17 protein-coding genes are annotated in these 25,654 nt (G+C 40.4%); 3 read left to right on the top strand and 14 right to left on the bottom strand.

What is annotated here, in order from left to right; genetic code table 11:
* Window positions 1–245 precede the first annotated feature (245 nt).
* The 4 genes from ASG14_RS05080 to ASG14_RS05065 all read right to left on the bottom strand — a co-directional run bounded on the left by ASG14_RS05080 (window position 246) and on the right by ASG14_RS05065 (window position 6,871).
* On the bottom strand, window positions 246–2,174 hold the full coding sequence (locus ASG14_RS05080) for a family 43 glycosylhydrolase (RefSeq protein WP_056869911.1): 1,929 nt from the start codon (window positions 2,172–2,174) through the stop codon (window positions 246–248).
* Between the two features lie 100 nt (window positions 2,175–2,274).
* Window positions 2,275–4,608 carry a TIM-barrel domain-containing protein gene (locus tag ASG14_RS05075; RefSeq protein WP_056869910.1) on the bottom strand — a complete coding sequence of 778 codons (2,334 nt, stop codon included), beginning with the start codon at window positions 4,606–4,608 and terminating at the stop codon, window positions 2,275–2,277.
* 49 nt (window positions 4,609–4,657) lie between these two features.
* Window positions 4,658–5,395, bottom strand: a complete 738-nt coding sequence (locus ASG14_RS05070) for a DUF3823 domain-containing protein (protein ID WP_056869909.1) — start codon at window positions 5,393–5,395, stop codon at window positions 4,658–4,660.
* 15 nt (window positions 5,396–5,410) lie between these two features.
* The gene (locus tag ASG14_RS05065) at window positions 5,411–6,871 is read right to left on the bottom strand and encodes a sigma-70 family RNA polymerase sigma factor (protein ID WP_056869908.1); all 1,461 of its coding nucleotides are present in this window, start codon (window positions 6,869–6,871) and stop codon (window positions 5,411–5,413) included.
* 389 nt (window positions 6,872–7,260) lie between these two features.
* On the opposite strand from ASG14_RS05065, the gene ASG14_RS05060 reads away from it, so the two are divergent.
* Window positions 7,261–7,755 (top strand): hypothetical protein, encoded by a 495-nt coding sequence (locus ASG14_RS05060; RefSeq protein ID WP_056869907.1) that lies wholly within the window; start codon window positions 7,261–7,263, stop codon window positions 7,753–7,755.
* A 107-nt stretch (window positions 7,756–7,862) separates the two neighbouring features.
* Here ASG14_RS05060 and ASG14_RS05055 read toward each other — a convergent pair whose 3' ends face one another.
* Window positions 7,863–8,249 (bottom strand): helix-turn-helix domain-containing protein, encoded by a 387-nt coding sequence (locus ASG14_RS05055; protein ID WP_056869906.1) that lies wholly within the window; start codon window positions 8,247–8,249, stop codon window positions 7,863–7,865.
* Window positions 8,250–8,350: 101 nt separating this feature from the next.
* Between ASG14_RS05055 and ASG14_RS05050 the strand changes: the two genes are divergently transcribed.
* Entirely contained in the window at window positions 8,351–9,064 is a 714-nt protein-coding gene (locus ASG14_RS05050; protein WP_056869905.1) for an SDR family oxidoreductase, read from the top strand.
* A gap of 292 nt (window positions 9,065–9,356) precedes the next feature.
* On the opposite strand, the gene ASG14_RS05045 is transcribed toward ASG14_RS05050, so the two are convergent.
* Together ASG14_RS05045 and ASG14_RS05040 are read right to left on the bottom strand one after the other, a co-directional pair.
* Window positions 9,357–9,542: a hypothetical protein gene (locus ASG14_RS05045; RefSeq protein WP_200940313.1), complete on the bottom strand. Its 186-nt coding sequence runs from the start codon at window positions 9,540–9,542 to the stop codon at window positions 9,357–9,359.
* A 140-nt stretch (window positions 9,543–9,682) separates the two neighbouring features.
* Window positions 9,683–11,062 carry a recombinase family protein gene (locus tag ASG14_RS05040; RefSeq protein ID WP_157274840.1) on the bottom strand — a complete coding sequence of 460 codons (1,380 nt, stop codon included), beginning with the start codon at window positions 11,060–11,062 and terminating at the stop codon, window positions 9,683–9,685.
* A 314-nt stretch (window positions 11,063–11,376) separates the two neighbouring features.
* Here ASG14_RS05040 and ASG14_RS20200 point away from each other — a divergent pair, with 314 nt between their 5' ends.
* On the top strand, window positions 11,377–11,568 hold the full coding sequence (locus ASG14_RS20200; RefSeq protein WP_157274839.1) for a hypothetical protein: 192 nt from the start codon (window positions 11,377–11,379) through the stop codon (window positions 11,566–11,568).
* 460 nt (window positions 11,569–12,028) lie between these two features.
* On the opposite strand, the gene ASG14_RS05030 is transcribed toward ASG14_RS20200, so the two are convergent.
* From ASG14_RS05030 to ASG14_RS05000, 7 genes are all read right to left on the bottom strand, one after another.
* On the bottom strand, window positions 12,029–12,769 hold the full coding sequence (locus ASG14_RS05030) for a copper homeostasis protein CutC (protein WP_056869903.1): 741 nt from the start codon (window positions 12,767–12,769) through the stop codon (window positions 12,029–12,031).
* 74 nt (window positions 12,770–12,843) lie between these two features.
* Complete coding sequence (locus ASG14_RS05025; RefSeq protein WP_056869902.1) at window positions 12,844–15,045, bottom strand: alpha-galactosidase; 2,202 nt, start codon at window positions 15,043–15,045, stop codon at window positions 12,844–12,846.
* Window positions 15,035–18,406, bottom strand: a complete 3,372-nt coding sequence (locus ASG14_RS05020) for a DUF5107 domain-containing protein (protein ID WP_056869901.1) — start codon at window positions 18,404–18,406, stop codon at window positions 15,035–15,037. The genes ASG14_RS05025 and ASG14_RS05020 overlap by 11 nt, the downstream gene beginning before the upstream one ends.
* Before the next feature lie 4 nt (window positions 18,407–18,410).
* Entirely contained in the window at window positions 18,411–19,757 is a 1,347-nt protein-coding gene (locus ASG14_RS05015) for a sugar porter family MFS transporter (RefSeq protein WP_056869900.1), read from the bottom strand.
* Between the two features lie 180 nt (window positions 19,758–19,937).
* Window positions 19,938–20,969, bottom strand: coding sequence for an aldose epimerase family protein (locus tag ASG14_RS05010; RefSeq protein WP_162238710.1), 1,032 nt, complete (start codon window positions 20,967–20,969; stop codon window positions 19,938–19,940).
* Window positions 20,970–20,973: 4 nt separating this feature from the next.
* Complete coding sequence (locus ASG14_RS05005) at window positions 20,974–22,524, bottom strand: RagB/SusD family nutrient uptake outer membrane protein (protein WP_056869898.1); 1,551 nt, start codon at window positions 22,522–22,524, stop codon at window positions 20,974–20,976.
* A gap of 11 nt (window positions 22,525–22,535) precedes the next feature.
* A complete protein-coding gene (locus tag ASG14_RS05000; RefSeq protein ID WP_056869897.1) occupies window positions 22,536–25,592 on the bottom strand; it encodes a TonB-dependent receptor in 3,057 nt (1,018 codons plus the stop codon).
* Window positions 25,593–25,654: the final 62 nt, after the last annotated feature.

The following is a 25,654-nucleotide window of genomic DNA, read 5'->3' as shown; positions in this document are numbered from 1 at the left end:
AGGCTCCTGCAAAATGTTCAGTATGATTGTTTTCCTTTTTTTCTGACAGAAACACGGCTTTTTTTAAAGAATAGTCCCAGAAATCACATTGACTGATTGTTTTGGCCAAAGGCATATTCCAAAGAGAAATCAGGATGGAACTAGATCACCCATCCTGATTTTTCAATTTTCTTCCCTACATCATAGGTACCAATACTAAACACCTGGACTAAGAAAGCTGATTTACAAATAATTAAATCAGAAGTCTACTGCATAAGTCCCTCACTTGTCATTGAAATGCGTTTTATTGTACCATCCTGGTTGTGAAATAACTTATCAATACATACCGACCTGCTATGACCGCTTCCATTGGGCTGGATAGAACCATTATGGTAAATAAAATACCATTGATTTTTGAATTCAACAATAGACTGGTGATTGGTATCGGAATTACCTGCTATTTCATTCAATATGCCCCGATATTTCCACGGCCCGGAAATGTTTTTGCTGGTTGCGTAAGCTGTTTTTTCAGGGAAACCTGTTGCATAAGAAAGGTAGTATAAATTGTCTTTCTTGTGCAGCCATGGTGCTTCTGTGAAGTCAAATCCTTCAAAGTTAATCCGTTTAACCTCGCCGTCGATCTCTGTCATATTCTCCTTTAACTTAGCAAAATAACATTCACTATTTCCCCAGAAAATCCATGCCTGACCATCTCCGTCAATATAAACTGATGGGTCTATACATGCCCAATAATTTTTAGAATCAAAACAATCTTTATTTGTCAATAAAGGTTTTCCTAAAGCATCTTTATAAGGCCCCTCAGGCTTATCAGATACGGCTACACCAATACCGTAAGCATTTGTGCTTACGTAAAAATAATATTTATTATTTCTTTTTATAACCTGTGCGGCGTAGGCATCCCCACCTTTCGCCCATGAAAAATCAGATAGTTTTAAAGGAACGGGATATTCTGTCCAGGTTGTCATGTCCGTACTTGAAAACACCAACCAATCTTTCATTTTGTAACCCTTCTGGTCGCCCTCAAAATCATGCCCGGTAAATAACCAAAGTTTATCGTTCTCAACTAATGCAGCCGGGTCAGCGGTGAAATGGTGCTTAATAATGGGGTTACCCGTACTCTTAAACACATACCTGTCTGAAAGTTCTGTTGGCTGCAATAAAGCCGCAGGAACACACTCCCATTCGTCATTTAATCTCCTTGCTTCTGATTTGGTTATGCCAATCACACTTCCATGCCGTGGATTAAAGTTTTTTGTGAATGATTTGGAAACTTTGGTGAAATTGAATAAATCTGTGCTGGTCTGGTATTCATATTTACCTTTGGTATATAAATCGTACATTAAGACATAATCATCCGAATTATTTAATTTGAAAACGCTCGATCCTTCTACAGCGATATTTTTATCTGAGTAAACATCTAAATATTTAAAATCTTCGATCCAGGGCCCTTTTAATGATTTCGAAGTAGCTTGCTGAATGCCGTTTTTCACTTCTTTACCATCAACCTTTGTATTTCCTTTAAAGAAAAAATGATAAGTACCGTTTTTAAAAACGATGTCTCCGTCTATGCCACCGAATTTAGGACTAAATATTAATTTTGGCTGGCTTTCAAATCCGTTAAAATCCTTGTTTGCATATGCAGCATAAAAATCAAGTTTGTTGTCGTTTTTAAACTTAACCGTGAAATAGACCATGTATTTTTTAACCACGGGATCATAAATGGTTTGAGGCGCCCATACCCATTGTACATTCGCGAAAAATTTCGGGTATTGCTTAGTTAAATCAATAGCACTGTGAGACCAATGTATTAAATCGCTCGACCTGAGCATAACAATTCCATTGTTTTGTCCCCAGCCATTTTTCACCGTATTCATATCTGTGGCTGTGATCAAAAACGCATCATTTTTTTCCGTTCTCAGAATATGTGGATCACGTATACCACCAGATAGTGATATTTCATCCGCTTTAAGAACCGGCTGGTTTTTATTGAGTGCAGACCAGTTTAAACCGTCGCTACTCGTGGCAAACCGGAGTTGTTCCTGTAAATCTCCTTTACCCGACCCCTCAAAATAAGCAAATAAGTAGCCATCATATTTCAATTCTGGTTGCTTTTTTTGAGCAAAACTGCTTGTTGCGACTATTAACAGGAACGCTAAACTAGTAATTTTAAACATTTTATATTTTATGATTATGTATCCTGAATTTAAAGAATACCCCCACAATATTAATATAATAAAGTGGGGTTAATTCTTACTAAAACTAAAATTTTTGGATTTAAAATGTCAAAGAAGTTCTTTTACCAGTGTAAGTAATTGACTTTCTTTCAGCGCTACTGCCTGATGTATCCATAACAGATTTACCGTTAACAATAACCATATTAAACTTACGGCTCATTAACATATTTTTGAATTTCCCTTTTCTGTCATCTATGGAAAGAACTTTAGTTTTGTCGTTCCAACGAAAAGTGATTTCTGTATATGCGCCCTTTTCGTAATTATAATTGTCAAATTCATCTTCATACAATTTGAACATACCATTTGCACCAGGATAAATTCTTATTTCGAGGTTATCCCATTTCTTTTCTGTGGCATATTGTACGTCTGGTCCCCATGGAACAATTGAACCTGCCCTGACATACAAAGGTATGATGTCAATTGGAGCCGATTTCTCTACTGTTTGTCCACCTTTCTTTTGCTCACCGGTCCAGAAATCTACCCAGTCAATTCCTGCCGGAAGATAGACCTGTTTTTTTGTAGCACCTTTTTCAGTTACGGGTGCCACTAGAAATGCATCTCCATACAGGTATTCTATTGTGTTCTCTAAACCTTGTGCATCAGTCGGAGCTACAGCATATAACGGCCTGATGATAGACCCTGAATTTTTAGTTACATTCCAGGCTGTTGAATAAGTATAAGGCAATAGGCTGTAACGCAGCTTGATGAATTTCTCCTGTACATCGAAAATTTTATCTCCCCGGTTTCCAAATTGATAAATTTCCCTTGGAAGATCTGTTCCATGAGAACGCATCATTGGCGTAAAGGTAGCGAACTGCATCCAGCGCGTGTATAATTCCTGAAATTCCGGATTTTTAACGCCTCCATTTTTCACATATGCTCCGGCAAAAAAACCACCTATATCGGCATTCCAATAAGGTAGCCCACTAAGTGAAAAATTGATTGCATTAGGGATTTGTTTGACAAAAGTAGGCCAATCTGAACCTATATCTCCGCTCCAGGTATTGGCCGAATAGCGTTGTTGACCAGCAAAGGCCGAACGGGTTAAAAGAACGACCCGCTTTTCTTCACTTGTTTTACGCTGATTTTCGTATACACCTTTAGTATGGGATAATGGAAACGCATTATGAACACTTCTGAAGGTTCCCAGATGTGTCGGCTGGTCGAAATCCTGTTCTTTCAAATTGATGTGATCGGGTTCGGTAGAATCCAGCCACCAGGCATCTATGCCTAAAGAAAAAATACCCTTATTCAAATAGCTCCAGTAGATATTTCTCGCTTCCGGATTGTATACATCATAAGGACGTGTATTTGCGCCCGGAGGCCAGGTATCAAAATTAATAAGCATATCCTTGCGCTTGAATTCCTGATATTGAGGTGTTTTTGGTGCAAAACCTGGCCATGCCACAATAAATAAGTGGGCATTTAAATTATGGATGGTATCTACCATCGCCTGAGGCCTTGGATAAATTTTTGGCGCAAAACTCATCGCATTCCAGTTGCTATCTGCTCCCCAATATTGCCAGTCCTGAACAATTCCGTCGAGCGGAATTTTTAGATCACGGTATTTTCTGACCACGTCAACAATTTCAAATTGTGTTTTATATCGTTCACGTGATTGACTAAAGCCATACACCCAGAGCGGCATCATCGGCGCCTGCCCAGTCAGATCGCGCATAAGCGTTACTACGCCATCACTCCCTCCGCCGGCAAGAAAATAATAATTTATGCCTTTTCCAACCTGCGATTCAAAGGAAGTGCCCGTCGGGCCATCTTCAAACGTGGATAAGGATGGGTTATCCCAAAACAAACCATAACCCTTAACAGATTGAATAAATGGAATCGCAACGCGGGTATTTTCATTTTTTAAAAAAATCTTCTGCCCACGTTGGTTAAGCTTTCCGTTTGGTTGTTGTCCCAGGCCGTAAATCACTTCCTTTTCGTCTAAGCTGTAAACTTGTTTCATCGCAAAATTACCTTCAACATTGTCCTTTACCGGTGTAAAGGCAGCTGAATTTTCTTTTTCAGTTAAAAGGGGTTTTCCATCTGGAGAGAAAAAGCTGACCTTACCTGTTTTTAAATCCAGTCTAACCTCAACTGCATTGCTTTTAACAATAGCCACATCATTTGAGCGATTAACTTTCAGCGGCGTTTTTTGTGGCGTTTTAATTACTGAAAGGCTTTCGTTCCTAAAGTTCGTTCCTTTGGGATACTTTAAAATCCTCACAATTTGCGGCGAAAAATACTGTAGTTCAACATTCATCGTTGGCAACTCTGCCATAATTCCCAGTTTGGTCGGTTTATAAGACTGACTAAAGGCAACGTTAGTGACGGCTAAAAAAAATAGTAAAATGCAATAGTGTTTTTTATTCATAATGTAATGTTGATATGATTGTTAGTTGATTGCAGCTAATAGGCAAAAATTAATTTTTCTGCGGGGAAAGCTGCACTGTTTTCGTGTAAAGCAAATCGCTTACACCCTGTGTTTTAACCCCAACTCTTGCGAATAAAAAGCCTGTTGTCTTTAAATTATCCTTTTCCGTTTTGGAAAGTGTTTTTAAATCAAGTGTCAACTTAACGGTACCTGGCGCAATATTAGTGAAAGACCGCTCAACTACTCTGGAAGTAATGTCCAGAATCGACGTTGTGCCCAAGTATATCACAAGTTTCTCCAGATTAGCCGTGCTTACGACCTTATCCATTTTAAAATTGGCAGTTAACACAGAATCTGTGTAGGTATTGCTATATTCTGATAGCCAATAGTAGGGACGAACGTTAAATACCAGGTCAGACTTCTCTCCTTGTAGATTGAACCTGATGGTATCCGTACTCGAGACCCATGGTCCTCTTCCAGGTGTTATATTTAGATAATAATCCCCATCATATGCATTAATGGTAAATGTTCCGTCTTCACGTGAGAACATTTTGATAAAGCCCGGATCCCATGTGCCGGGTCCGGTTTGATGAAGTTGTAAAGTATTGGATCCATTCCCATCAGAAGATGTACCCATTAGCTGTAATTGCTGTCCGTTATAAACAAAGCGGCCAGAGATTTTAGAGCTCGGGTATTTTTTATTATCAAGTTCTTTGCTGCACCCGAAAAGGCCAATTATTGCAATGGAAAAAATGCTTATCGCTGAAATCAAAATATTATTTTTCATGTCGCTTAAATTATTTTATTGAAGTGGGTTTCTTACTAGTTTTGGATTATTGGTAATCCAGGATGGCTCTATTGATCCATAATAATCCATTAGTGGAAAAAATCGCGGTGTATTGGCCATTTTATAGGAAGGTTGTTTAACGAAAACCCACTTTCCGTTATTCATATCATTTGCTGCCACTACTTTATATGGGAAAAGTGCGAAAATCTGGGAGGTTGCACCGCCAGGAACACCATTCCATATGGTATGTGCCAATCTCCAGCGTTTCAAATCCCAAAAGCGATGATCTTCAAAGGCAAACTCAACCCGATATTCATTAACGATGTTATCAAATGTAATGTTAGCTGTTGTCAATGGTTGTATAGCACCTCTATCACGCACCACATTGATGTACTTAACCGCATTGGTTTTGTCGCCCATTTCTAAAGCCGCCTCTGCAGCAATCAGATAAGCTTCAGCAATTCTGAATCTTGGCCACCACATTTCGCTAAAACCAGGATTTAAACCTGCGTTTACACTTTCATCAAGAAATTTCCTAACCAGAAAACCAGTCTTATTAACGTAATCATTTGAATTGGAAACAGGTCCGTTTGTGGCAGTTATTACCTGGCCTGTAGCATCTAATGCATTTACAGCCGAGGTTCTCAATACATAGCTGTTTCCGGACCGGTTAACCTGACCAGCCTGTAATACCACAGGTACACCCCTGTAAGGTGCACTTGGCCATATTACCGTTCCGTATAACCTCGCATCCTTCGCATTAAAAGGAACTTGTACTGAATTATAAAACACGTAACTACCATCCGTATTGGTTGTCGCAATGGCCCGATTTGAACCATCCCGGTTTTCAAAAGACTCCACTAAATTCAATACAGCACCCAACCTGTTCCCTTCGGTATAATCGCGGTGGGTATAAGGCATAGCGAAATTTGTAAATGTGGTAACTACGTTAGGCCTTAACCTATCCATTGCCCAGATAACTTCTGTTTCGGGAGAAATATTTAATTTTTTAGCAATTTCTTCGTGCTTTAGCCTTTCGTGGCGACTAAGAAGATAAACTTTTTTAGCCTGTTCCGGAAGTTTATCGATAGAATTATCAATTAATGCCCGGTAATGGTCAACCTGTGTAATCTCTTCTTGCATGTCAAAAACCTCGTTAAAATGCTGCTCAATTGGCAAATTAAAATTACGTTCGACAGCAATTTTCCTTAGCTGGTTATATGTTTGGTTTCTGCAAATTATAAACAGGTAATTGCTGAAACTTTTGATATCTACCAGTGTTTCCCTTTTTATCCATATTTTGATAAAGGCATCCTGAACAATCTCCTGAGTTATGGCCTTGGATTCAGTAATTTTATATACAAACTCACCCAATGCACCATAGTACCCTTCAAAAAGTTCCGTAAATGCATGCTCATCCCCCTTAGCTATCTTCGCCAGCAGTTCTTGTTCATTAAAAAGGGGTTTTAGTGCCAAAGCTTTGTTTGAAAGTCAATTTACAAATAAATTGAGACCAATTATAGACATATTTTTCTATATCTGGCAATGCACTTCAATTCGGATCACTTCCTGTTAAATGCTTATTTAGAAATGGATTATCTGGATACCAGATAATGAATTTTTCGATCCAGCCAAAGGCTTCATTTGTAAATCCTTAATTTGATGTCGTAATGATTTCAAAAAAAACTGAAAGAAACTGGGATGAAAGACATTCATGGTCGTCGCGGATAGTTTCATCGTGCAAGTCCGAAGTGTAATAATTGTATTAGATATCTTAGCATTAGAAAATCATTTTAATTTAATCATTAAATACCGCAATTAGTTCTATTTTTCCATTATTACTCGTCTCATATCTCATAAACCTAATGTCAAATACAGTCGAATCAAAGCATATCATTTTTAAATGGCGATGGCGAAATGGCTGTGATAACCAAGCAATACGATTGGCAATCGACCAGTTTGGAAGCGCCTGCTTCCTGGCGCAGAGTTTGAAGACGACCTTAAGTATCAGTTTCAATTCAAAGTTTCCAATGTTTTTATTCTTTGGCGTTGAACACATTTGTTTTTGTAATGATGCTTACCGGCCAAGTCTGGGTATGAATGGCAAACATCCCGCGGCAGGAAAAAGCGTGGCAGCTATCTGGCCGGAAATATGGCTGAGTATTAAGCTACTCATCGATTTGGCGCTTTGTGGTGGAAAAGAGACCTGGAATGAAGATTTACTGCTTCCGATTTACCGCAACGGGAATGGAGGACGTCTACTTCTTCACTGGAAAAATTCCGGTAGGCAACCTGTACCCCAATTTCTCTTTAAGTTATTCGGAATAATCAAATCTTGCGATCCCATCTTCTTTCATTGACAGTAAAGGGATTACCCAAAAACTGTAAAGCTATAAACTTATAAGACCAAGTTGCGGGCCGTCAATTGGTGGCGCATAACGGTTTAGGTATTTGCATTAGTTTTTTTTCAATTCCATTCCGTCTTCACTTTTTCACGATGTAATAGTCCCCACTCTCTCAATGCCACAATTACCGCACCAAGCGAATTTGTATATTCTGTTAGTTCGTATTCGATGCCAATAGGTTTCGTGTCATAAACGCGTCGGGTTATAAAACCGTTTAATTCTAATTCTCTTAATTCGTGTGAAAGCACTTTTGCAGAAATTTTACTCATTGTCCTTTGAATCTCACCAAAATGCTTGTTGCCTTCAAGCATTGCAACCAAAATTGGAATCCTCCATTTTCCACCTAATACATATAATGCATCTTGTATTGGGCCTAATGAGGATTTACATTCCGTAAGATTAGGAAATAGCTCGACAGATTCCTTTAGTTGTTTTGTTATCTCAATCATAAGGTTAATTACTTAAAGGTAACTAGTTACATTCGGGTAACTACTTACATTTTGTAAGCAATTTAGATATTTTTGGGATACTAAAAATAAAAAGTAAGTAAATGGGAAAAACTATTGTAATAATTGGTGCTGGTCCAGGTGTTGGATTTGCTGTGGCACAACGTTTTGGGAAAGAAGGCTATAACGTAGCTCTTTTGGCAAGAAGTAAAGAAAAATTAGATGATTTGGTTAAACAGCTTGAAGCACAAGAAATTTCGGTTGCTTCGTTTTATGCTGATGTTTTGGATAGAAATTCTTTAAAAGCTGCTTTGTCTGCTGTAAAAAAACACTTTGGTTCTATTGATGTTATTGAGTTTAGCCCAACTCCTTCAATGGAAACCATGCGTACGCCAAGAAATATTGATGTTGAAAATGCAGCATTCCATTTAGATTTTCAATTGTTAAGCGCAATTACTGTGGTTCAAGCGGTGCTGCCTGATATGCTATCTAAAAAAGAGGGAAGTTTGTTATTTACAACTGCTTCGTCTGCACAAAAACCAACTTCTCTGACAGCAAGTTTCGGAATTGCTGCTGGTGCTTTGTTAAATTATATCCGTGTGCTGAACAACGATTTGTTATCCGAAAATATTTTTGCAGGGATTGTATCAATTGGTGGGTTGGTATATAATACCAACGAACCCGATCAAGAATTATTAAAACATTTCCCTCAAGGAATGCCTGCTATTTCATCAAGAGAGGTTGCGGAAACACATTGGAAAATGCACTCTGAAAAGAAAGAAAACGAAATGATACTCGGAAAAACTTTTTCGTTTTAAGTGTCTCTCATGGAACATATCAAATGGCTTCATTTTGAGTTCGAAAATTGTCCAGTAACCTACCTCTATATCTTAAAATGATTTGCAACTTTCGCTATTTCCTGCAAATCAGACAAGAAAAAGTTCGAAATTTGTCCAGTAAGGCTACTTAAGGAAACAACCTATACCAGTTGTTTCCTTTTTTTATGACCATAAGAATTTGTTAACCAAATCATTAGAACCTCACTTAAAGCAGTTCGATAATTAAGAGATTTTCTTGGATTATTTTGGCTTTCAGATTGAAAATCAAATATTAATGCAACTGAGAGGCTTTTTTCCAGTTCGACGTTTCCTTAAGAAAATGCTGATTTTTAGATTCAGCTGAACCGCTATAGGTTTTAGCAACAATGTACATCAAATTTAGTATCATGGCAGCTTCTTTTTCATCAACATGAATTTCTTGCTTAGCTAAAACACGAATAGCAAGGTGTGAAGTCACTTTATGATCCGCAAAATTGGAGCTATGAGGAAGTATGTAATCGATATCGGTAATTTTAATATTTTTCTTTTTGTTTAAAATCTTAAAGAGGGCTTTACAAGTGGACAGTAATACTTTACCATTTGCTACATCAATTTCTCTTACCGGGAAAAAAAACTCAGTAAGTGTTTTTTATCGCTTAAATCCAGCTTGTCAAAACTTCTAAATATATCCACAGATGATCTATCCGCGAATTTAATCTGTTGAGCTAGACATAAAAGCTTAGTATCCACAACACTTAATTCCTTATTAAGATCTTCTAAAACAGCTATGACTTCATTTTTTATTGAGCTAAAATCATCAAACTTTAGCACATCGGACACAAATAGCTTTCTGGTTTTACCAAGCAGTTGATTCTGTTCATCAATCTGCTTAGTTAGCTTTTTTCGTTCTGTTAAATACTCTATCTTCTTCGTTCCAATATTGAAATCGTCTAACACGAGTGCAAATAATTCCGTTGCGTACGTCGAAAGCCTAATTTTTTGCAACTCTTTGACATAACTATCATTTAACGCATCCGTTCTTACTCTTATTTTGCATTTACCTGAACAATGATAATACCCATATTTCTTATTATAGCCTTTAGAAAAACTACCGCGTAGTTTGCTTTTACAGACAGGACATATTAAATATCCCTTCAAGAAGAAAACCTTCTTGAGTTCATCTGTCTTACAAAGCACCCTTCTTTTGGTAAGAATGACATTTTGAACCTGATAGAAAAGATGTTCAGATACAATAGGCTCATGAATTCCCTGGACGAGCTGAGTGTTATCAAGAATAGAGGATAATCTTATTAGTCCGCAATAAACAGGATTTTGCAACATTCTCCAAAAGTAAGATCGGGAGCACCTTAGTCCTTTTGCCGAAGCCATCATTCTAACTTCCTCAAGGCTATAGGAATTGGTAGACAACAACTGATATACCCAGGTCAATATTCCTGCTTCAGGCTGTTTAGGCGAAATATACTTCCGGCCATCCAGCGCTGTGAGGTTAATATATCCTATTGGTGCTCGATTCGGATAGCGTCCCAACTGTTTTGCCCTCCGCAGTCCATTTATAGTGTTCAATGCTCTTCTGGTATTTTCAGCTTCAGGAATGGAAAGGTAAACAGCAAGCATCACTGTACTTTCGGGAACAGAAAAATCAATTGGCTGATCAATAGCCATTGCATCAGTATTGTATTTCCGCAGCAAACCGATCATTTCATAAGCATATTCGATGTTTCGGCTAAAACGATCCCACTTAATGAACAGGATATTATTTTTTTCGTTCTTGGAACTTTTCTTGAGTTCAATAATTAATTTTTTCCACTCGGGTCGATTGAAGTTCTTAGCCGAATAATCCTCACTAAATACTCCTTTAATCTCTATATTATTATGAGAACAGTATTTTAACAATTGGTCCTCTTGCTCAGGCAACGAATAGCCTTTTCGCTTTTGCTCATCTCTGCTTACACGGATATATAGATATGCGGATTCCATAGTATTCAAAGATTTTAGTCAAATAAATAACGAACAAAAGATGATAAAAGTGGGTTATTGTTCAATCCATCAAACGAATAGCTTTTTTCAAGCCTTAGAGGTGCATAGCTTTAACTTACTTAACCTTCGACGTTGAAGAAACGCTTCAAGATTTGTTTACCTTATACTGCTAAGCATCGCAATAGCTTCCTTTTTGGATGAAAAATATAATGGACTATTCTGATTATATTGTAGGCACAATTTATCCAAACCCTTGCGCACTCATCATGGAAAACGAATTTGGCGGTTCCTGGACCGAAACGAAAATTTAGATATTGGAAAAGTACGTATCTGCCTACCTGACAATCATGAATAAATATGCGTTTCACATTACCTATTTCGACGCTTTTGCAGGTAGCGGGGAGATCAAGATCGGAAACGAAGATGATTTTAAAGTGATTGAAGGTGCCACGCAAAAAATCGTTGATATCAGCTCGCCTGGAAGCTTCGATATCTACTATTCCTAGAGAAGGACGAGATGAAGAAGCAACGGCTTGAAACCTCTGTCAAGATCAAAAAACCTGATAATGTATTTGTAGTTGCAGAAGACTGCAATGTGGTACTTGGACGTCTCGCCAGCTTTTTAAGAAAGGACAAGATGAGGAAAGCTTTTGTATTCTTGGACCCTTACAGGAGGCGGGAGTTTATAAAATATACCGTTAGGCGGCAATGGATTAATTCAATTTAAGACTCAGCTTACAGCAGCTCTAATAAATGCTTAATTAACATTCAGATAATTTGGTCACTAGAATGCTCTTCTGAAATAAGAACGACATGCCCATATTTTTTTCACGAATCTTCAGCTTGACAATTATAGTGCTAAAGATTAAGAGTTCTTAGAAGCAAATCGCCTTATTACCCTGCACGAGATACAGCAAAATACAAAGAAGCACTTTTCGGGTTTGTTGATCTCCAGTTGAGGAAGTGCTAGTGCTGTTCGAGAATTTGAATCATTTTATTAAGTTCCTTTTCTGATGAAACATAGAGGTTTCCATAATCGGTGATCTTATCGTTAACATATTGTAGCGGGTTCGGCGAGATTAGTCTTGCCGAGGCATGGTATTGGTTTGCAGCACACTGCGCTATCAATGCTTCGAGATTTCCTGAGTTGATGCCTGCTCCAGGCATAACTATGATTCGATCATCAGCCTGCTCGACTAAACGTTTTAGGATTAGTCCACCCTGTGGTGCGCCTATCTGCCCACCAGAGGTGAGCACACGCTCACAGCCGCAATCAATCAAATCTTCGAGTGCGGCGAACAAGTCTGGTGTTCCATCAAAAGCACGATTGCAGGTTACTTTCATAGGATAAGCCCAGTCTACTATTCTTTTGAGCCATTCCTTATCAATCTCAGCTGAAATTTTCTGAGTGCCAACTGATATACCGCCGCAGCCCAAACTCTTGCAAAAAAGAATATCTCTTCTAATGATTTCATATTCTTCTTTATTGTAGAAATAATTGCCTGAACGTGGTCTTATGATAGGATAAAGCTGGATATCGATCATTGAGCGTACCTGCTCAATAGTACCTGCGGATGGGGTTGTTCCACCTTCTACAGGATTATCGCAAAGCTCTACTCTGGCTGCACCAACGCGCTGGGCAATTACGCAAGATTGGACATTGAAGGCACAAACCTCCAGTTGCTTTTTTTTAACTTCTTTAGTCATATTTACAGAAAAGCAGATTTCCTTAAAGTTTTGATTTCAATATCTATTTCAGTTCTAATCTTCGAATAGCTTCCTTAATTTATTCTTCTTATTTCCACTATCACGCTGGTTCTGGATTGGTCTAAATCTGGATTGAACCCTACTTTCATAAGGAAGTCACCAGAATATTCCCTTGAGGAAACAATTTTGGAGATTGTTCCGGGATAAATATTGGTTTCATTTATTACATATTTTGCTGTCGGGTCAAGCCCTTTAATCGGTATGGATGCCCGACTCCGGCTACCATAACGGTTATTTACTAGGTAATTGAAAATCACGCCCTTCTCCCCATCCTTGCTTATGTAGGCCATTGAAGCGACGCTTCCCTCAAGTGGATTCGCCAGGCGATATTGGTCACCGTTGAAGATAATATCTTTTACTCTATTGTAATTAATTACTGCTTGTTTGGCAAATGCAAGGTCTTTTTCGTTCAATCCGGCGACAACGATATCAAAGCCAAGTTTGCCCATCATGGCTACATCTGTGCGGAATTTCAGAGGTTGCTTGCCCCAGTCGGTGACGTGGTTTGCACTGGCCAATGCCGGATAGAAATATGAATACTGCCACTGCATAAAAATTCTTTCCAGGGGATCGGTATTATCACTAGGCCAATACTCGGTAAAATACTGAAGGGCTGCATAATCGACCCTACCTCCTCCGCCAGAGCATAGCATCATTGGAACGGTCGGATATTTTTTCCGGATTCTCTCAAGTACATTGTAAAGTCCCTGAACGTAGTCTACATAGAAATGAGATTGGTCAGCCAGAGTTTGTGAAAACGCGTTGTATATAACTGCATTGCAATCCCATTTTATATAGGCCAGACCTGGATTTTTAATAAATAGACTATCTACAACGCCGAAAACAAAATCCTGAACCTTGGCATTTGTCAAATCCAGTACTAATTGATTACGAAAATAATATTCTTCTCTTTTGGGCTGCTTAATCACCCAATCCGGATGTTGTTCATATAGGCGGCTTTTGGGGTTAACCATTTCCGGCTCAATCCATATGCCAAATTTGACCTGGTTTTCTTTGGCAGTTTTTACTAAAGAGGAAATTCCGTTAGGTAATTTTTCCTTATTTTCTTCCCAGTCCCCCAGACCTGCTACATCACCGTTTCGGGGGTATTTATTTGCAAACCAACCATCGTCAAGCAGAAAAAGATCTACACCAAGTGCTTTGGTATTTTTAATCAGTCCGTTCAGCTTTTGCTCATTGAAATCAAAATAAGTAGATTCCCAATTGTTTAATAAGGTGAGCCTATTCCCGTGACCATCTAAGAGCTTGTAATTCCTTGCCCAATCATGCAGGTTCCTGCTTGCCTGCCCTTTACCTTTAGTGGAGAGGGTAAAAAGAAATTTTGGTGTGGTAAATTCTTTCCCCTTAGAAAGGGTATAATCAGATGCGTAATTGTTGATTCCGGAAATGATTTTCAAATTGTCCTGATTATCAAGTTCCAAATCTGTGCGAAAATTTCCACTCCATTCTAATCCACCAAAAAGAACCGTACCCTCATCTTCTCCCGCTGGTTTATCTATTGAAACCATAAAAATCGGAGGCTGAAACAGATTTGCACGCGTCCCAAGCTTGGAGTCCAAGGTTTTTATTCCATGGGTTATTTTGGTTTCTTCTGACTGCATCTCTTTGGCCCAGTCGCCATGAAACTGGTTGAGAAAAAATGCATTACCTTCAAGGTACAGATTGGCCGACGCGTATTTATGCAGGACCACATCCCCTGCTTCCCCGTTTACTATTTTTGTCCATTGCTCCACAACATCATGCTTTACATAGACTTTATAAAAAAGAGTAAGTTCAAGGGTATATTTGGGATCTTTTAGATTGATCTTTATCAAACTTACATCAGCGTCTACTTTCTCCACGGTGTGACTAATGTATTTGAGTTCCAGAGAAGGATTACCGTCTGAATGAGTCAGACTGATGGCTGGCTCAAAAAGATTTCGGGATCCTGAAGGTGTGTAAGCAGAAGAAAGCTGCCCTGTGTAATCTGTATCTGGCCGCTGTACGCCCTGAACAATAGCGTACTCTTTTGCATTACGCAGTTTAGGTCCGTTATAAATCGTACGTAGTACTTTATCATCACCAATCTGCAAAACCATAGCATTGTTTTTGGTTTCAAGGGGAATGATTGATTGCGCGAAGCTTACTTTAAGCCCGCTTATCATTAATATAATTAGGAGCGATGCCGTCAGGCGGATATGGTGACTAATTCTCATTTGTTTGAACTGGTAATGGGTTTACTTGTAATAAAGATTTTTCTTCAGCGAGCCTTAAATGTAAAGATGCGGCCAGGTGGGAGCTGTCTGCGGACAAAACATCATTAAAGGCAATTTTTGCTTTCACTTTATCACCGAGACCTAGGTATCCCAGGCCGGAAACAAAATTACAGTGAATTTTATGCCTGCGTTGAAGGTCATCATCAAATATCATCATATCAGGCAGCGACACGGCAAAGTAATCAATTTTAACTTCATCATTGAGGTGTTCACGTCCATAGTCTATCAAGTTATTGAATATGGCCAGAGCTGACTCGCGGGCACCAAGTTTAAGCTGAGCAAGCCCTTGATAAAATATTTTATCCGGCTGTTGGTCATTATAAAAAATCGCAGCTCCAGGTTCTGAATTTCCCTCACTGGCCTCTAGGAAATACTTATTTGCCGAATTTATATCGCCTTTGAGTTCCATAGCAAGACCCAGCCAGTAAAATATATCATTTTCCCTGGTACCGAAAAGCTTACCTTCTCCCAGGTTTTGGGGATATTTCCGGGCCTGGGTTAATAAATTTTCTGCCCGCGGTATATCGCCTTCCCTGATTGCAATTTTAGCCAGTTCTATGCAGCTGAAAACATACTGACCGGATACTTTTCCTTCTCCTCCTTCCCAGGGGTGAAATCTTCTTCTGCCAATCATATCCAGGGCATCGCTAAAGTCTTCTGAAAGGTTGAGTAAAGTTATCAATTCAAGGTACAAGTCATCCCGCTCTATGACATGGTTGAAATTCGCCCTAAGAAACTCCAGCCTAAATTTCGGGGCATAGTTCAATCGCTTATATAACTGATGGAGTTCCATACATAACCTGTCATCTGTGGGATCGATTCTGAAGGCAGATACGAAATATTCAAGTGCCTGGTCAAAGTTTGAATGCTTATTGAAATATGCAATTCCCAGGTTACGATAGACTGTAGGAAAGCTGTTGTTTATCTTTAGGGATAATTCCCAGTTATCAATGGCCAATTGATACTGCCTTTTATCATAAAATAAGTTCCCCAGATAATAAGGTGCCATTGCATCTGTTGGGTTAGCTTTTATTGCCTCATTAAGAACCAGAATTTCTTCCAGGCGGTTTGGAAAACAGCGGTATGAATCTGCAGCGGACGCAAGCCCGAACCATTTTATTGACTCCGAGTAATTGGCTTTTTTATTATAGAAGTATCCCAGGTGATACTTTGCCATAGGATTTGAATCGTCTTGCTCAATAAAAAGTAAGAGCATATCAATAGCTTCATCGTACAAGCCGGCCCAGGCATAGTCTATTGCATATTCAATGATATTCTGTATAGACCCCCGGGATAAGCTGAGTAATTCATTGAAATGTTTATTGTAATCTTCATTTTTGGAAAGATAAGCTGATATGACCATCTGTTCATATATAGCGCCAAGATTAAACTTGTCCCTATCCCTTGCGTGCTCACAGACCTGATAGGCTTTATCGAATCCTAAAGACTTACGCATAGCGGCTGAACGCAGAACATACGCTTTACTATTATTGGCATTGTTATCTAGAGACCGGCTCAGGTGATCCAAAGCTTTGCTGTAATCATGGTTGGTTAAGTCAATCCTCGCAAGCGCAAAAAAGGCATTATCGCACATCGCTTTGCTCCATGTGGCTTTATAAAATGCGGTATAGGCGAGATCATCCTGACTCTGGAATCTCAAGGTAAGCCCCAGATTATAATAAGGTTCGCTGTCATAGGGATTTGGGTTCCGGAGAATGGAGGTTTCTATCGCTTTCTCAAAGAAGCCCTGGCTCAGGGAGAACTGACCGCGGCGAAGATACCAAAGTCCAAGTGCATTATTTGAGCGGATATCCCCTGGCTCTCTTCTGAGTGCTTCCTGATAATAATCTACCGGCTTATAAGTCGCGTGGCGATATTGTTCAAGATGTTGCCCATGAAGAAAAAGCATTTCCACACTGGATACTTCCTGGGGTTCAGGGGCAGCCTTTGCTGCTTCGGGAAGACTACGATTTTTATTGTCTTGCTCATTGTAGCGTAGTAATGCCCGGTTGTTCTCGTCAAGAATTTCAACCCGTAGGCATTGACCGACTTTCCGGGACTTTAATGGAATGAATTTGCTGTAACCTGCTTCAATGTCGATGTTCGTTTGCTCGGAAAAAATTGGTTGATCATCACAAAAAAGATTGATTTGCAGAGATTTTTGTAAAGAAGTTACCTGTATTTTCAAAAGTATTCCATCGGATTCATTTGCAAGGGATAAAAGAACATCCTTGGAAGCGTTCTGCAAAACACCCAACTCTCGATAGGGAAGGAAATATTGTTTAAAGGATTTTTCCTCATTCGGCATCAACCAGGTAAAGTCGGGTTGGTTGTCTGTAAACATCCCCGTCATAAGCTCGATATAAGGCCCGTCTTCATCTGTTAGATTGCGGTCCCACGCCTGCCCAAAATCGCCGTTGCCCCAGGTCCACTGTTTTTTGCCTGGCGAGACATGATGGTTTGCCACATGAAGCATGCCGGCCTGGGTGTCATGCTCATATCCACCAACAAAGTCGTACTGAGAATTTATTGCCATGTAAGAGGTGGGTACGGGAATATTTTTATACATGGAAATATCTGTTCCGGGAGCATAATCAACCTTATAATAGGTACCTTTTGCAATTGGAAAGGAAGATACATCTCTTTTCCCGTGGTCGAAAACTGCATTCACATCTGGGGGAAACACAGACTGATAGTAATCATTGACCTTAACTGCCGGATTTGCCCACCAGAGAAATGTTTGAGGGAGTTCGCTTCTGTTAAGTAACTTGGCAGAGATCTCAATATAGGCTTTATCAGGGTAGAGTGTAAAACCGGCCATGCCCTTGGTATGGAACATTTGTTCAACCTCATTTACCCATATCGTTTTGCTTCCGTCTGCATGTTCTTCTATGGCATAGTCCACAGGGTCAAATGTACTAGGTCTATGGTGTTGAGGCCAGTTGAACTCTATTCCGCCTGATATCCAGGGGCCGGTAAGTCCAACCAGAGCCGGTTTTATCACATGGTTATAATATATGAAATGACGTTGCTTTATTTTGTCATATGCCATCTGAATTCTGCCTCCCAGTTCAGGCAGTACCATTATTTTGATGTATTGATTTTCTAAAAACAGGCCTTTATAGGTTTTGTCCTGCTTATCATCACTGATCTTTTCAATTATCGCATGCGGGTATACTACCCCACTGCTTCCCTGATATACCCTGTTTTCAAAAAACATGGGGTTTTTATTTGGTTTTCCTACCTCGTAGGTCGGGATGGTCACGGCCTGTTCCCATACGCTTACCTGTTTTTCGTCCATGATTTTAGTGTCTAATTAAATTTTCTTCCAATTCTTCAAGTGTCTGTCCTTTTGTCTCCTTTACGCGAAACTTTATAAATAGAAATCCCAGAAAGCATATTACCCCGTAAAGGTAAAAAGGCCCGAATGTGCCCAGCTTTTGTGCAAGAATCGGAAAGGTAAAAACCAATATAAAATAGGCTGCCCAAAGTGAAATAATCGCGACTGAGGATGCTGTTGTGCGAATGTGATTAGGGAATATTTCGGAAATAAGAACCCAGGTCACCGGCGCGAGGGAAATTGCATACAAACCAATTGCAAGTAATACAAATACCGAAACCAGTCCGGCCGGAAAGTGGTTCTGTAAAAGAAATGCCAGCACGATATATCCTACCGAAAGCCCAAGGGAGCCAATGAGCATGAGCGGCTTACGGCCTAAACGGTCAACTTGCCACATGGCGAGCAGGGTAAAAAATAAATTTACAACGCCAATGGCCACAGTTTCGAAGAGTTGTCTGTTCAAATCTGCCCCAACGGCTTCAAATATCGTTGATGTATAATTAAAAACTACATTTATACCACACAACTGTTGGAATACGGCCAGGGTGATTCCGATTATAACAGCCGGACGTACACTTTTTTCAAAAACGGCTTTGTAAGATGCTTTCTGTCCTTTTACAAGTGTCTTTGTAATGCTTTGGATTGTGGTGTCAGCAAAGCTACCGGAACCAAGCTTTTCCAGCACTTTGCGCGCTTTTTCAGTCTTTCCTTCTTTTATAAGCCACCTGGGACTTTCGGGCAGCCATAGTACACCTAAAAGAAAAATCATTGATGGAATAACTCCCAGCCCAAACATCCATCGCCAGGCATCGGGGCCACTGTCAGCCAGGAAATAGTTCACCAGGTTTGTGATGAGTATACCGATAACGACTGTAAGCTGATTAATTGCTACATTCCTTCCACGTACTTTGGCCGGAGAAATCTCAGCGATGTACATTGGACATAACATCGAAGCCATCCCGACACCTATGCCGGCGATAAACCGGAGGGTTACAAACTGACTCAGGTTATTACAGAAGGCAATAGCAAGGGAAGACACGGCGAATATAACCGCAGCTGCCATGAGGCCGGGGCGTCTTCCAAGTCGCTCAGCGATCCTTCCGGCAATAAGGCAGCCGATGATACAGCCAAGGGCAAGCGAACCGGTAAGAAAGCCTTCCCACCAGGCATCCAGTTGGAAGCTATTCCTTAAAAAGGGCAATGCGCCTGAAATAACGGCGAAGTCAAATCCAAACAAGTATCCCCCCATAGCAGAAATGAAGGATATACCGATAATGTAAAGATGGTTAGAATGTTCATTCTGTTGGTTCATAAGTGTATTATAAAAGTGTAACAGCGTCTCGCTGCATACGATAAGTTAATTATTTCCGTGTCAAACTAAACTTCAAGCCTAAGTACGATAATCGAAGTTAGTGAGTGGCCTTAATCTGAAAGATAAAGTCTTTATTTTCAGTATAATGCTTAAATATAAAAGTTCAGTTGCTATCATCGTTTAAGCTTGGTTTGTAAATTTGAATTTTATGTTATTTTCATATGGTTTTTCAGGGCCAAATACTGAAGGGACGAAAGCGGCCTGGTTCAGGTTATCGGGCAAATAATGACATTCCAAGGCAAGTCCACCAAAAGGCCTGTAAGGCCGCCCCTGGTGTCCGTTATAATCACTTTGCAGGTAATCACCGCTATACAGCAGCATTCCTGGATAATCTGTGAAGACATGGAGCTTACGTCCAGAATTTAAATCTTCAAGTATAGCTGCAGTTTTATCTACGGTATGGTTATTGGAAAATTTATAATACCGGTTAAATCCCTTAAGGCCCTGACTATCGTCTCCTGGTTTCGATTTTAATAAATCCCGGTTAAATTGAAGGTCTTGGTTTCGGAATACTTCTCCGGTCGGCAGATGATCATAGCCCATCGCTATGACCTCCTGAGAAGCGATGCTCAGGCGGTGCTCAAATACTGAACCCGCCTGACCAGTTAGGTTAAAATAAACGTGATTAGACAGGTTCAATGGGGTCAGCTTATCGCTGGTTGCTTTATAATTTATTGTCATCTGGTTATCTTCAGACCAATGGTAAGAAATTGTTAAACTGCGATTACCCGGAAAGCCATCAATTAAGCTGGTGAGTTTAAGGGTGAAATGAACTGAACCGGGTTCAAGGATAAAACCAAAGATGGCGCTGTGCATGCCTCTGGAACCTGAATGGTTTAGGTTTGGACCGTCGTTGCGCTCCAGGACATACATCTTTGAATCAACACTAAAACAGGCCTGGCTAATCCGGTTGGCAAAAGGGCCTATAGTCGCCCCCAGATAGCATTGATCTGAAATATATCCTTTTACATCAGGAAATCCCAGCACAACATTCCCCAACTTCCCCATCTTGTCGGGAACAACAATGGACACAATCCTGGCACCGAAATCGCTCAACTCCACATAAGACCCGCCTGAATTGGTCAGGCGAATCAAGTGTAGCGGCTTACCTTCCAGGTGTCCCCAGATTTTAGAGGTTGTTCCTTTGGGCATACTCTTACTGATTGAGGTACCCCGGATTCTGGTCTGTTTCAGAGATGTCATCATTTTGCTTGATTTCCTGCAACGGAATTGGATAGCGGTTATGGAAAGCCTGGATGGATCCGGTTTCACGTGCCCATTTATTTCTTGCTTTCACTAAATCAACGAGTTTACCCGAACGAATAAGATCCATTCTTCTCCAGCCTTCGAAGCAAAGTTCCCGCATACGTTCATCAAGCATGTTATCACGGAATTGTTGTTGACTCCAGGCACTATTCCATTTTTTATCTGCCGGAAGATTTCCGTTCCATGCCCTTAAACGGACGGTGGAATTTACCAGGTCAACGGCCTGAGCTGTCGCACCTGTTTCATTCAGCGTTTCTGCATAACAAAGCAGAATATCTGCATAACGCAGGTAAAATATATTTTTTCCTGACAGCCAGAAGCTTAACGTTCCTTCGGTGCGCGGATCTTCATATTTTTTTACGTGTGGATCGAGTTCGTCACCGCCAAAGGCGGGATTAAGTACAGGAACTTTCCCTTTATAGGTGAAATCGTAACGAATACTTTCAGACTTGCGTACATCACCGTCCTCCCAAATTCCGCCTTCGGCTGTTTTACCATAGCAATATTTGGTCGGGACCATTAAATCATAACCTCCGAAGAAGGCATACTGATCGATTTCTGCCAACGACCGGGAACCCATTTGCCATTGGGTCTGGTTATTATCAGGATAAACATTGTTAAATTGAAATTCAAAAATCGATTCTGTGGTATTGGGCTTAGCAGGATTCCATAAATCTGCATAATTGGATACAAGACTATAGGTACCGGCATCAATTAGTTTCTTAAAGGTATCCCTTGCTTTGGTAAAATCACGTTGTCCGGAGGCGACTGGCGCGTATAAGTAAACTTTCCCTAAAAGGGCAAGTGCTGCTCCACTGGTCGCCCTTCTTTTATCTGATTGGGTCAGGGGAAGAAATTTCGCGGCATTTTCAAGGTCAGCGACGATACTGGAATAAACCAGGTTAAGGGGCTGTCTTTTTGTACCATATTCAGCGAATTTCGACTGATCGATTAACGGAATCTCTCCCCAGTACTGACTCATTTCAAAATTCAACGCTGCACGGATAAAACTCGCTTCTCCTAAAATCCGGTTCTTGCGATTTGCATCAGCATCCTGGCTGAGCCCGATGGCATAGATTACTTTTGCGGCGGCAGAGATTACTGGCCATCTGCTGTTCCATTGTTCTGCCAGGGCAGTGTTGCTGGCGGTAAGGAACGCGCTGTAGCGGTCGAGGCTGGCTTGCCTTTCATCTGTTCTTACCTGGTAAGCGCCTTGCTGGGCCTCATCCGTGCCCAGGGTAAAAATGAATCCTCCCCTATCTTTTTTAGTGTTTCGCCAACTGGTGTAAAGACCGAGTACCAGGGGTTCAATGTTATCCAGACTTTTAAATACATTTTCCTCTGTCAGTGCAGTCTGAGGATCTTCTGTAATAAATTTTTTGCATGAAGGGCTGATTAAAATCAGGGCCGACATAAAAAACAGTATATATATTTTTTTCATTTTGATTGATATTAAAATCCAACGTTAAGTCCAAGAACAAACATTTTTGAGGTAGGGTAACTATCTCCACCTTCCGGGTCATAGCCTTTATATTTGGTAAGGGTAAAAAGATTGCTGCCTGTCAGGTATAACCTGAAGGTGGTCATTTTCGCTTTTGATAACAGAGCCTGGTCGAAATTATACCCCAGGGTTAATGCAGTCATGCGAAGAAAAGATGTGCTTTGTACCGAATAGTCCGTTTCACTTACGCTATAACGGCTGCCACCGATGTAAGCCCGGGGAATGTTTGTGTTGGTATTTTGTGGTGTCCATCTGTCAAGCTGATCGATATGGCCTGCATATTCACCTGAGCCGTTCATTAATCCATCGTAAAGTGAGTTAATCCCTTTTCCTCCGACATTGTAATTAAATACAGCATTTAAAGAGAGTCCTTTATAATTTACGTTGGTCGAGAAGCCGCCATAAAGTTTAGGATCAGTTTTTCCTACGACGATTCTGTCCAGGTCATCGACTTTATTGTCACCGTTTACATCGACTGGTATGATGTCTCCAGGCTTTATGGTATGGCCTCCGTAGTTAATATTCTTAATCCGTTCGATATCCTCACTCTGTGCTATTTTTTCAAATTTATAAGTGTAAATAGAGTTTAATGATTCATTGAGAAATAAATTTCCAGTTCTCTGAATTTCGACCCCTGTGAATCCGCCATAATTATAAATGGCATCCACGCTGCCATAAAGCTTGGTTATTTTATTTTTGTAACTGCTTATGTTTAGTGAAACTGACCACTGTAAGTCCTGCTTTTCTATAATTCTGGCGGTAACATTCAGTTCAGCGCCCTTATTCAGTAAAGAACCCACATTGGCTATCGTGTTTCTGAATCCCGTGGTCGTGGACAGCGTTCTTTCCATGAGCAGGTCGTCGTTATGAATAACAAAGTAATCAGCATTAATAATTAACCTGTTTTTTAAAAGGCCGACATCAAGTCCAAGGTTCAACTGCTTTTGCTTTTCCCAAACCAAATCAGGATTTCCCAGACGTCCATCAGATACGTAGCTTACCGACCCGTTTGAGAATACCGGTCTGTACAATGAGTTATAAGCAAAATTTGGAATATTCTGGTTTCCTGCAATACCATATCCTGCGCGAAGCTTGAGCATATCCAGATTAACGCTTTTGAAGAATTCCTCTTTTGATATGTCCCATGCTAGGGCCAGTGATGGAAATATCCCCCATTTATTACCGTTACCAAATTTTGAGGAGCCATCGTACCTGGCTGTGAGGGTTGCGAAGTATTTACCGTCATAGTTGTAATTACCTCTTGCAATGTAACTTATCAGGGAGTTGGTTACAAAATCTGAGCCCAGCTGGGTGCGATCTTTCAGGTAAGCCCCGCCAAGATATTTATAAGAAAAATCATCGGTGGCAAATCCGTATGCATCAATCTGGTTGTAATTGTAATTGTTTTGTGTTAAGCCAAAACTTACCAAACCTGAGAAGTTGTGTTTTCCGATTGATTTGTCATAAGAAACCGAATTATCCCATTGCCAGTTAAACCAGTTTTCCTTTTTCTGGGTGGCGCTGCCTGAGGTTGCGTTCCGCACAGATTGTCCAAGGCTTTTGGGTATATAATTGTAATAATCCTGATTCCTGACATCTAATGAAATTCCACTTCGGATGGTTAACCCTGCAATGGGTGTTACCGCCAGATAGTTAGTGGTCAGTAAACGGTTCAGATTTCCTTTTCCGTCAATATTCAGACTCCTGATGGGATTGTACAGGTCCGTATTTTGAATGCCTTTCCAGCTTAGGTAAGGAATGTCGCCGCTAATGGGAAGTAATGGGTTTGCATTTGCGGCGATGTTGAAAACACCACCATCAATGTAGGATTCGTTGGTTCTGGAAAAATTGGTATTGCTGCCCAGTTTCAACCATGGCTTTATTTTCTGTTCAAGGTTAACCTGTCCACCATAGCGCTTGTAATTGGAAGTTTTAAGCAACCCTTTTTGGTCTGTATAATTAAAACTCACATAAACAGACCCGTTTTCGCTACCTTTTGAAAAAGTAGCCGTATGGTTTTGTTGGATGCCCCGCTGCGTAATTTCATCAAGCCAGTTATAGGAATCCCCCGCGCGGTAAACCTGCAATTCGTTCTGACTGAAGATCGGAGAGGCAGTGCCGAGCAGCGTATTAATGTATGTCTGTCGATTTCCTGTTGGATTATCATCCATGAACTTATTCGCATATGCATCTATTCTGAGTTCTGCAATTTGCTGCGCGTTCAGGTAAGGTACATTCTTGGTGAAGGACTGAATTCCCGCCCAGGCATTGTAAGTTATTGATCCTTGCCCGTTCTTTCCTTTTTTGGTGGTAACCAGAATAACGCCATTTGCCCCCCGGGAGCCATAAATAGCGGTAGCAGAAGCATCTTTAAGTACATCGATACTGGCGATATCATCGGGATTTATAGAGTTGAATGCGCCATCATCGATAACCAGGCCATCTACAACATATATAGGGTTTGCTCCGAATCTTATGGAGTTGTTGCCCCTTACTTTAATGCTGCCGCTACTACCAGGACGAGGGTTTGTATTTTGCACAAGGACTCCGGATATGCGACCCTGAATTGCTTGATTGATGTTTGTTGCTGGTAATTCTTTAATGGTTTTTTCAGTAATTCCTGATACCGCTCCGGTAAGATCAGCCTTTCGCACTGAAACCCCGACTACAGTAACTTCCTGTAGATCTTTATCGAGGCTACTTAAGATTATCGCCATATTCTCTCCTCCGGCAACCTCTTTATTTATATAGCCGATAGATGATATCACCAAAACCGAACCTTGCTGAGCGTTTAGGCTGAACCTACCGTCCTTATCTGTGGAGACACCATTGGTACCGCCTTTGACTTTTACTGAAACGCCAGGGATGGGCTGTCCGCCCTGTTGGTCGGTCACCCTGCCGCTCAAGGTAACATTTGTCTGCGCCTGTAAACAGGGCATGCCTGTGAGCATCAAAAGTGCAATTAACACAATTGAGTTCAAGATTTTCTTAGGTAAGTTTAGGATCATTTTGTAATATTTGGTTAAAATAATATTATAAGCAGACTGACCTGGTTCTCGCAGACCTACTC

It is taken from the genome of Pedobacter sp. Leaf194 (assembly GCF_001423945.1).
Taxonomy (GTDB): domain Bacteria; phylum Bacteroidota; class Bacteroidia; order Sphingobacteriales; family Sphingobacteriaceae; genus Pedobacter.
Note: the sequence above shows the minus strand (reverse complement) of the source record. Positions and strands in the feature narration are given on the sequence as shown.

Excerpts from the sequence above, each read along its gene's own strand:
- ASG14_RS05080 (WP_056869911.1), bottom strand. The coding sequence starts at position 2,174 with ATGTTTAAAATTACTAGTTTAGCGTTCCTGTTAATAGTCGCAACAAGC.
- ASG14_RS05075 (WP_056869910.1), bottom strand. The coding sequence starts at position 4,608 with ATGAATAAAAAACACTATTGCATTTTACTATTTTTTTTAGCCGTCACT.
- ASG14_RS05070 (WP_056869909.1), bottom strand. The coding sequence starts at position 5,395 with ATGAAAAATAATATTTTGATTTCAGCGATAAGCATTTTTTCCATTGCA.
- ASG14_RS05060 (WP_056869907.1), top strand. The coding sequence starts at position 7,261 with ATGTCAAATACAGTCGAATCAAAGCATATCATTTTTAAATGGCGATGG.
- ASG14_RS05055 (WP_056869906.1), bottom strand. The coding sequence starts at position 8,249 with ATGATTGAGATAACAAAACAACTAAAGGAATCTGTCGAGCTATTTCCT.
- ASG14_RS05050 (WP_056869905.1), top strand. The coding sequence starts at position 8,351 with ATGGGAAAAACTATTGTAATAATTGGTGCTGGTCCAGGTGTTGGATTT.
- ASG14_RS05040 (WP_157274840.1), bottom strand. The coding sequence starts at position 11,062 with ATGGAATCCGCATATCTATATATCCGTGTAAGCAGAGATGAGCAAAAG.
- ASG14_RS05030 (WP_056869903.1), bottom strand. The coding sequence starts at position 12,769 with ATGACTAAAGAAGTTAAAAAAAAGCAACTGGAGGTTTGTGCCTTCAAT.
- ASG14_RS05025 (WP_056869902.1), bottom strand. The coding sequence starts at position 15,045 with ATGAGAATTAGTCACCATATCCGCCTGACGGCATCGCTCCTAATTATA.
- ASG14_RS05020 (WP_056869901.1), bottom strand. The coding sequence starts at position 18,406 with ATGGACGAAAAACAGGTAAGCGTATGGGAACAGGCCGTGACCATCCCG.
- ASG14_RS05015 (WP_056869900.1), bottom strand. The coding sequence starts at position 19,757 with ATGAACCAACAGAATGAACATTCTAACCATCTTTACATTATCGGTATA.
- ASG14_RS05010 (WP_162238710.1), bottom strand. The coding sequence starts at position 20,969 with ATGCCCAAAGGAACAACCTCTAAAATCTGGGGACACCTGGAAGGTAAG.
- ASG14_RS05005 (WP_056869898.1), bottom strand. The coding sequence starts at position 22,524 with ATGAAAAAAATATATATACTGTTTTTTATGTCGGCCCTGATTTTAATC.
- ASG14_RS05000 (WP_056869897.1), bottom strand. The coding sequence starts at position 25,592 with ATGATCCTAAACTTACCTAAGAAAATCTTGAACTCAATTGTGTTAATT.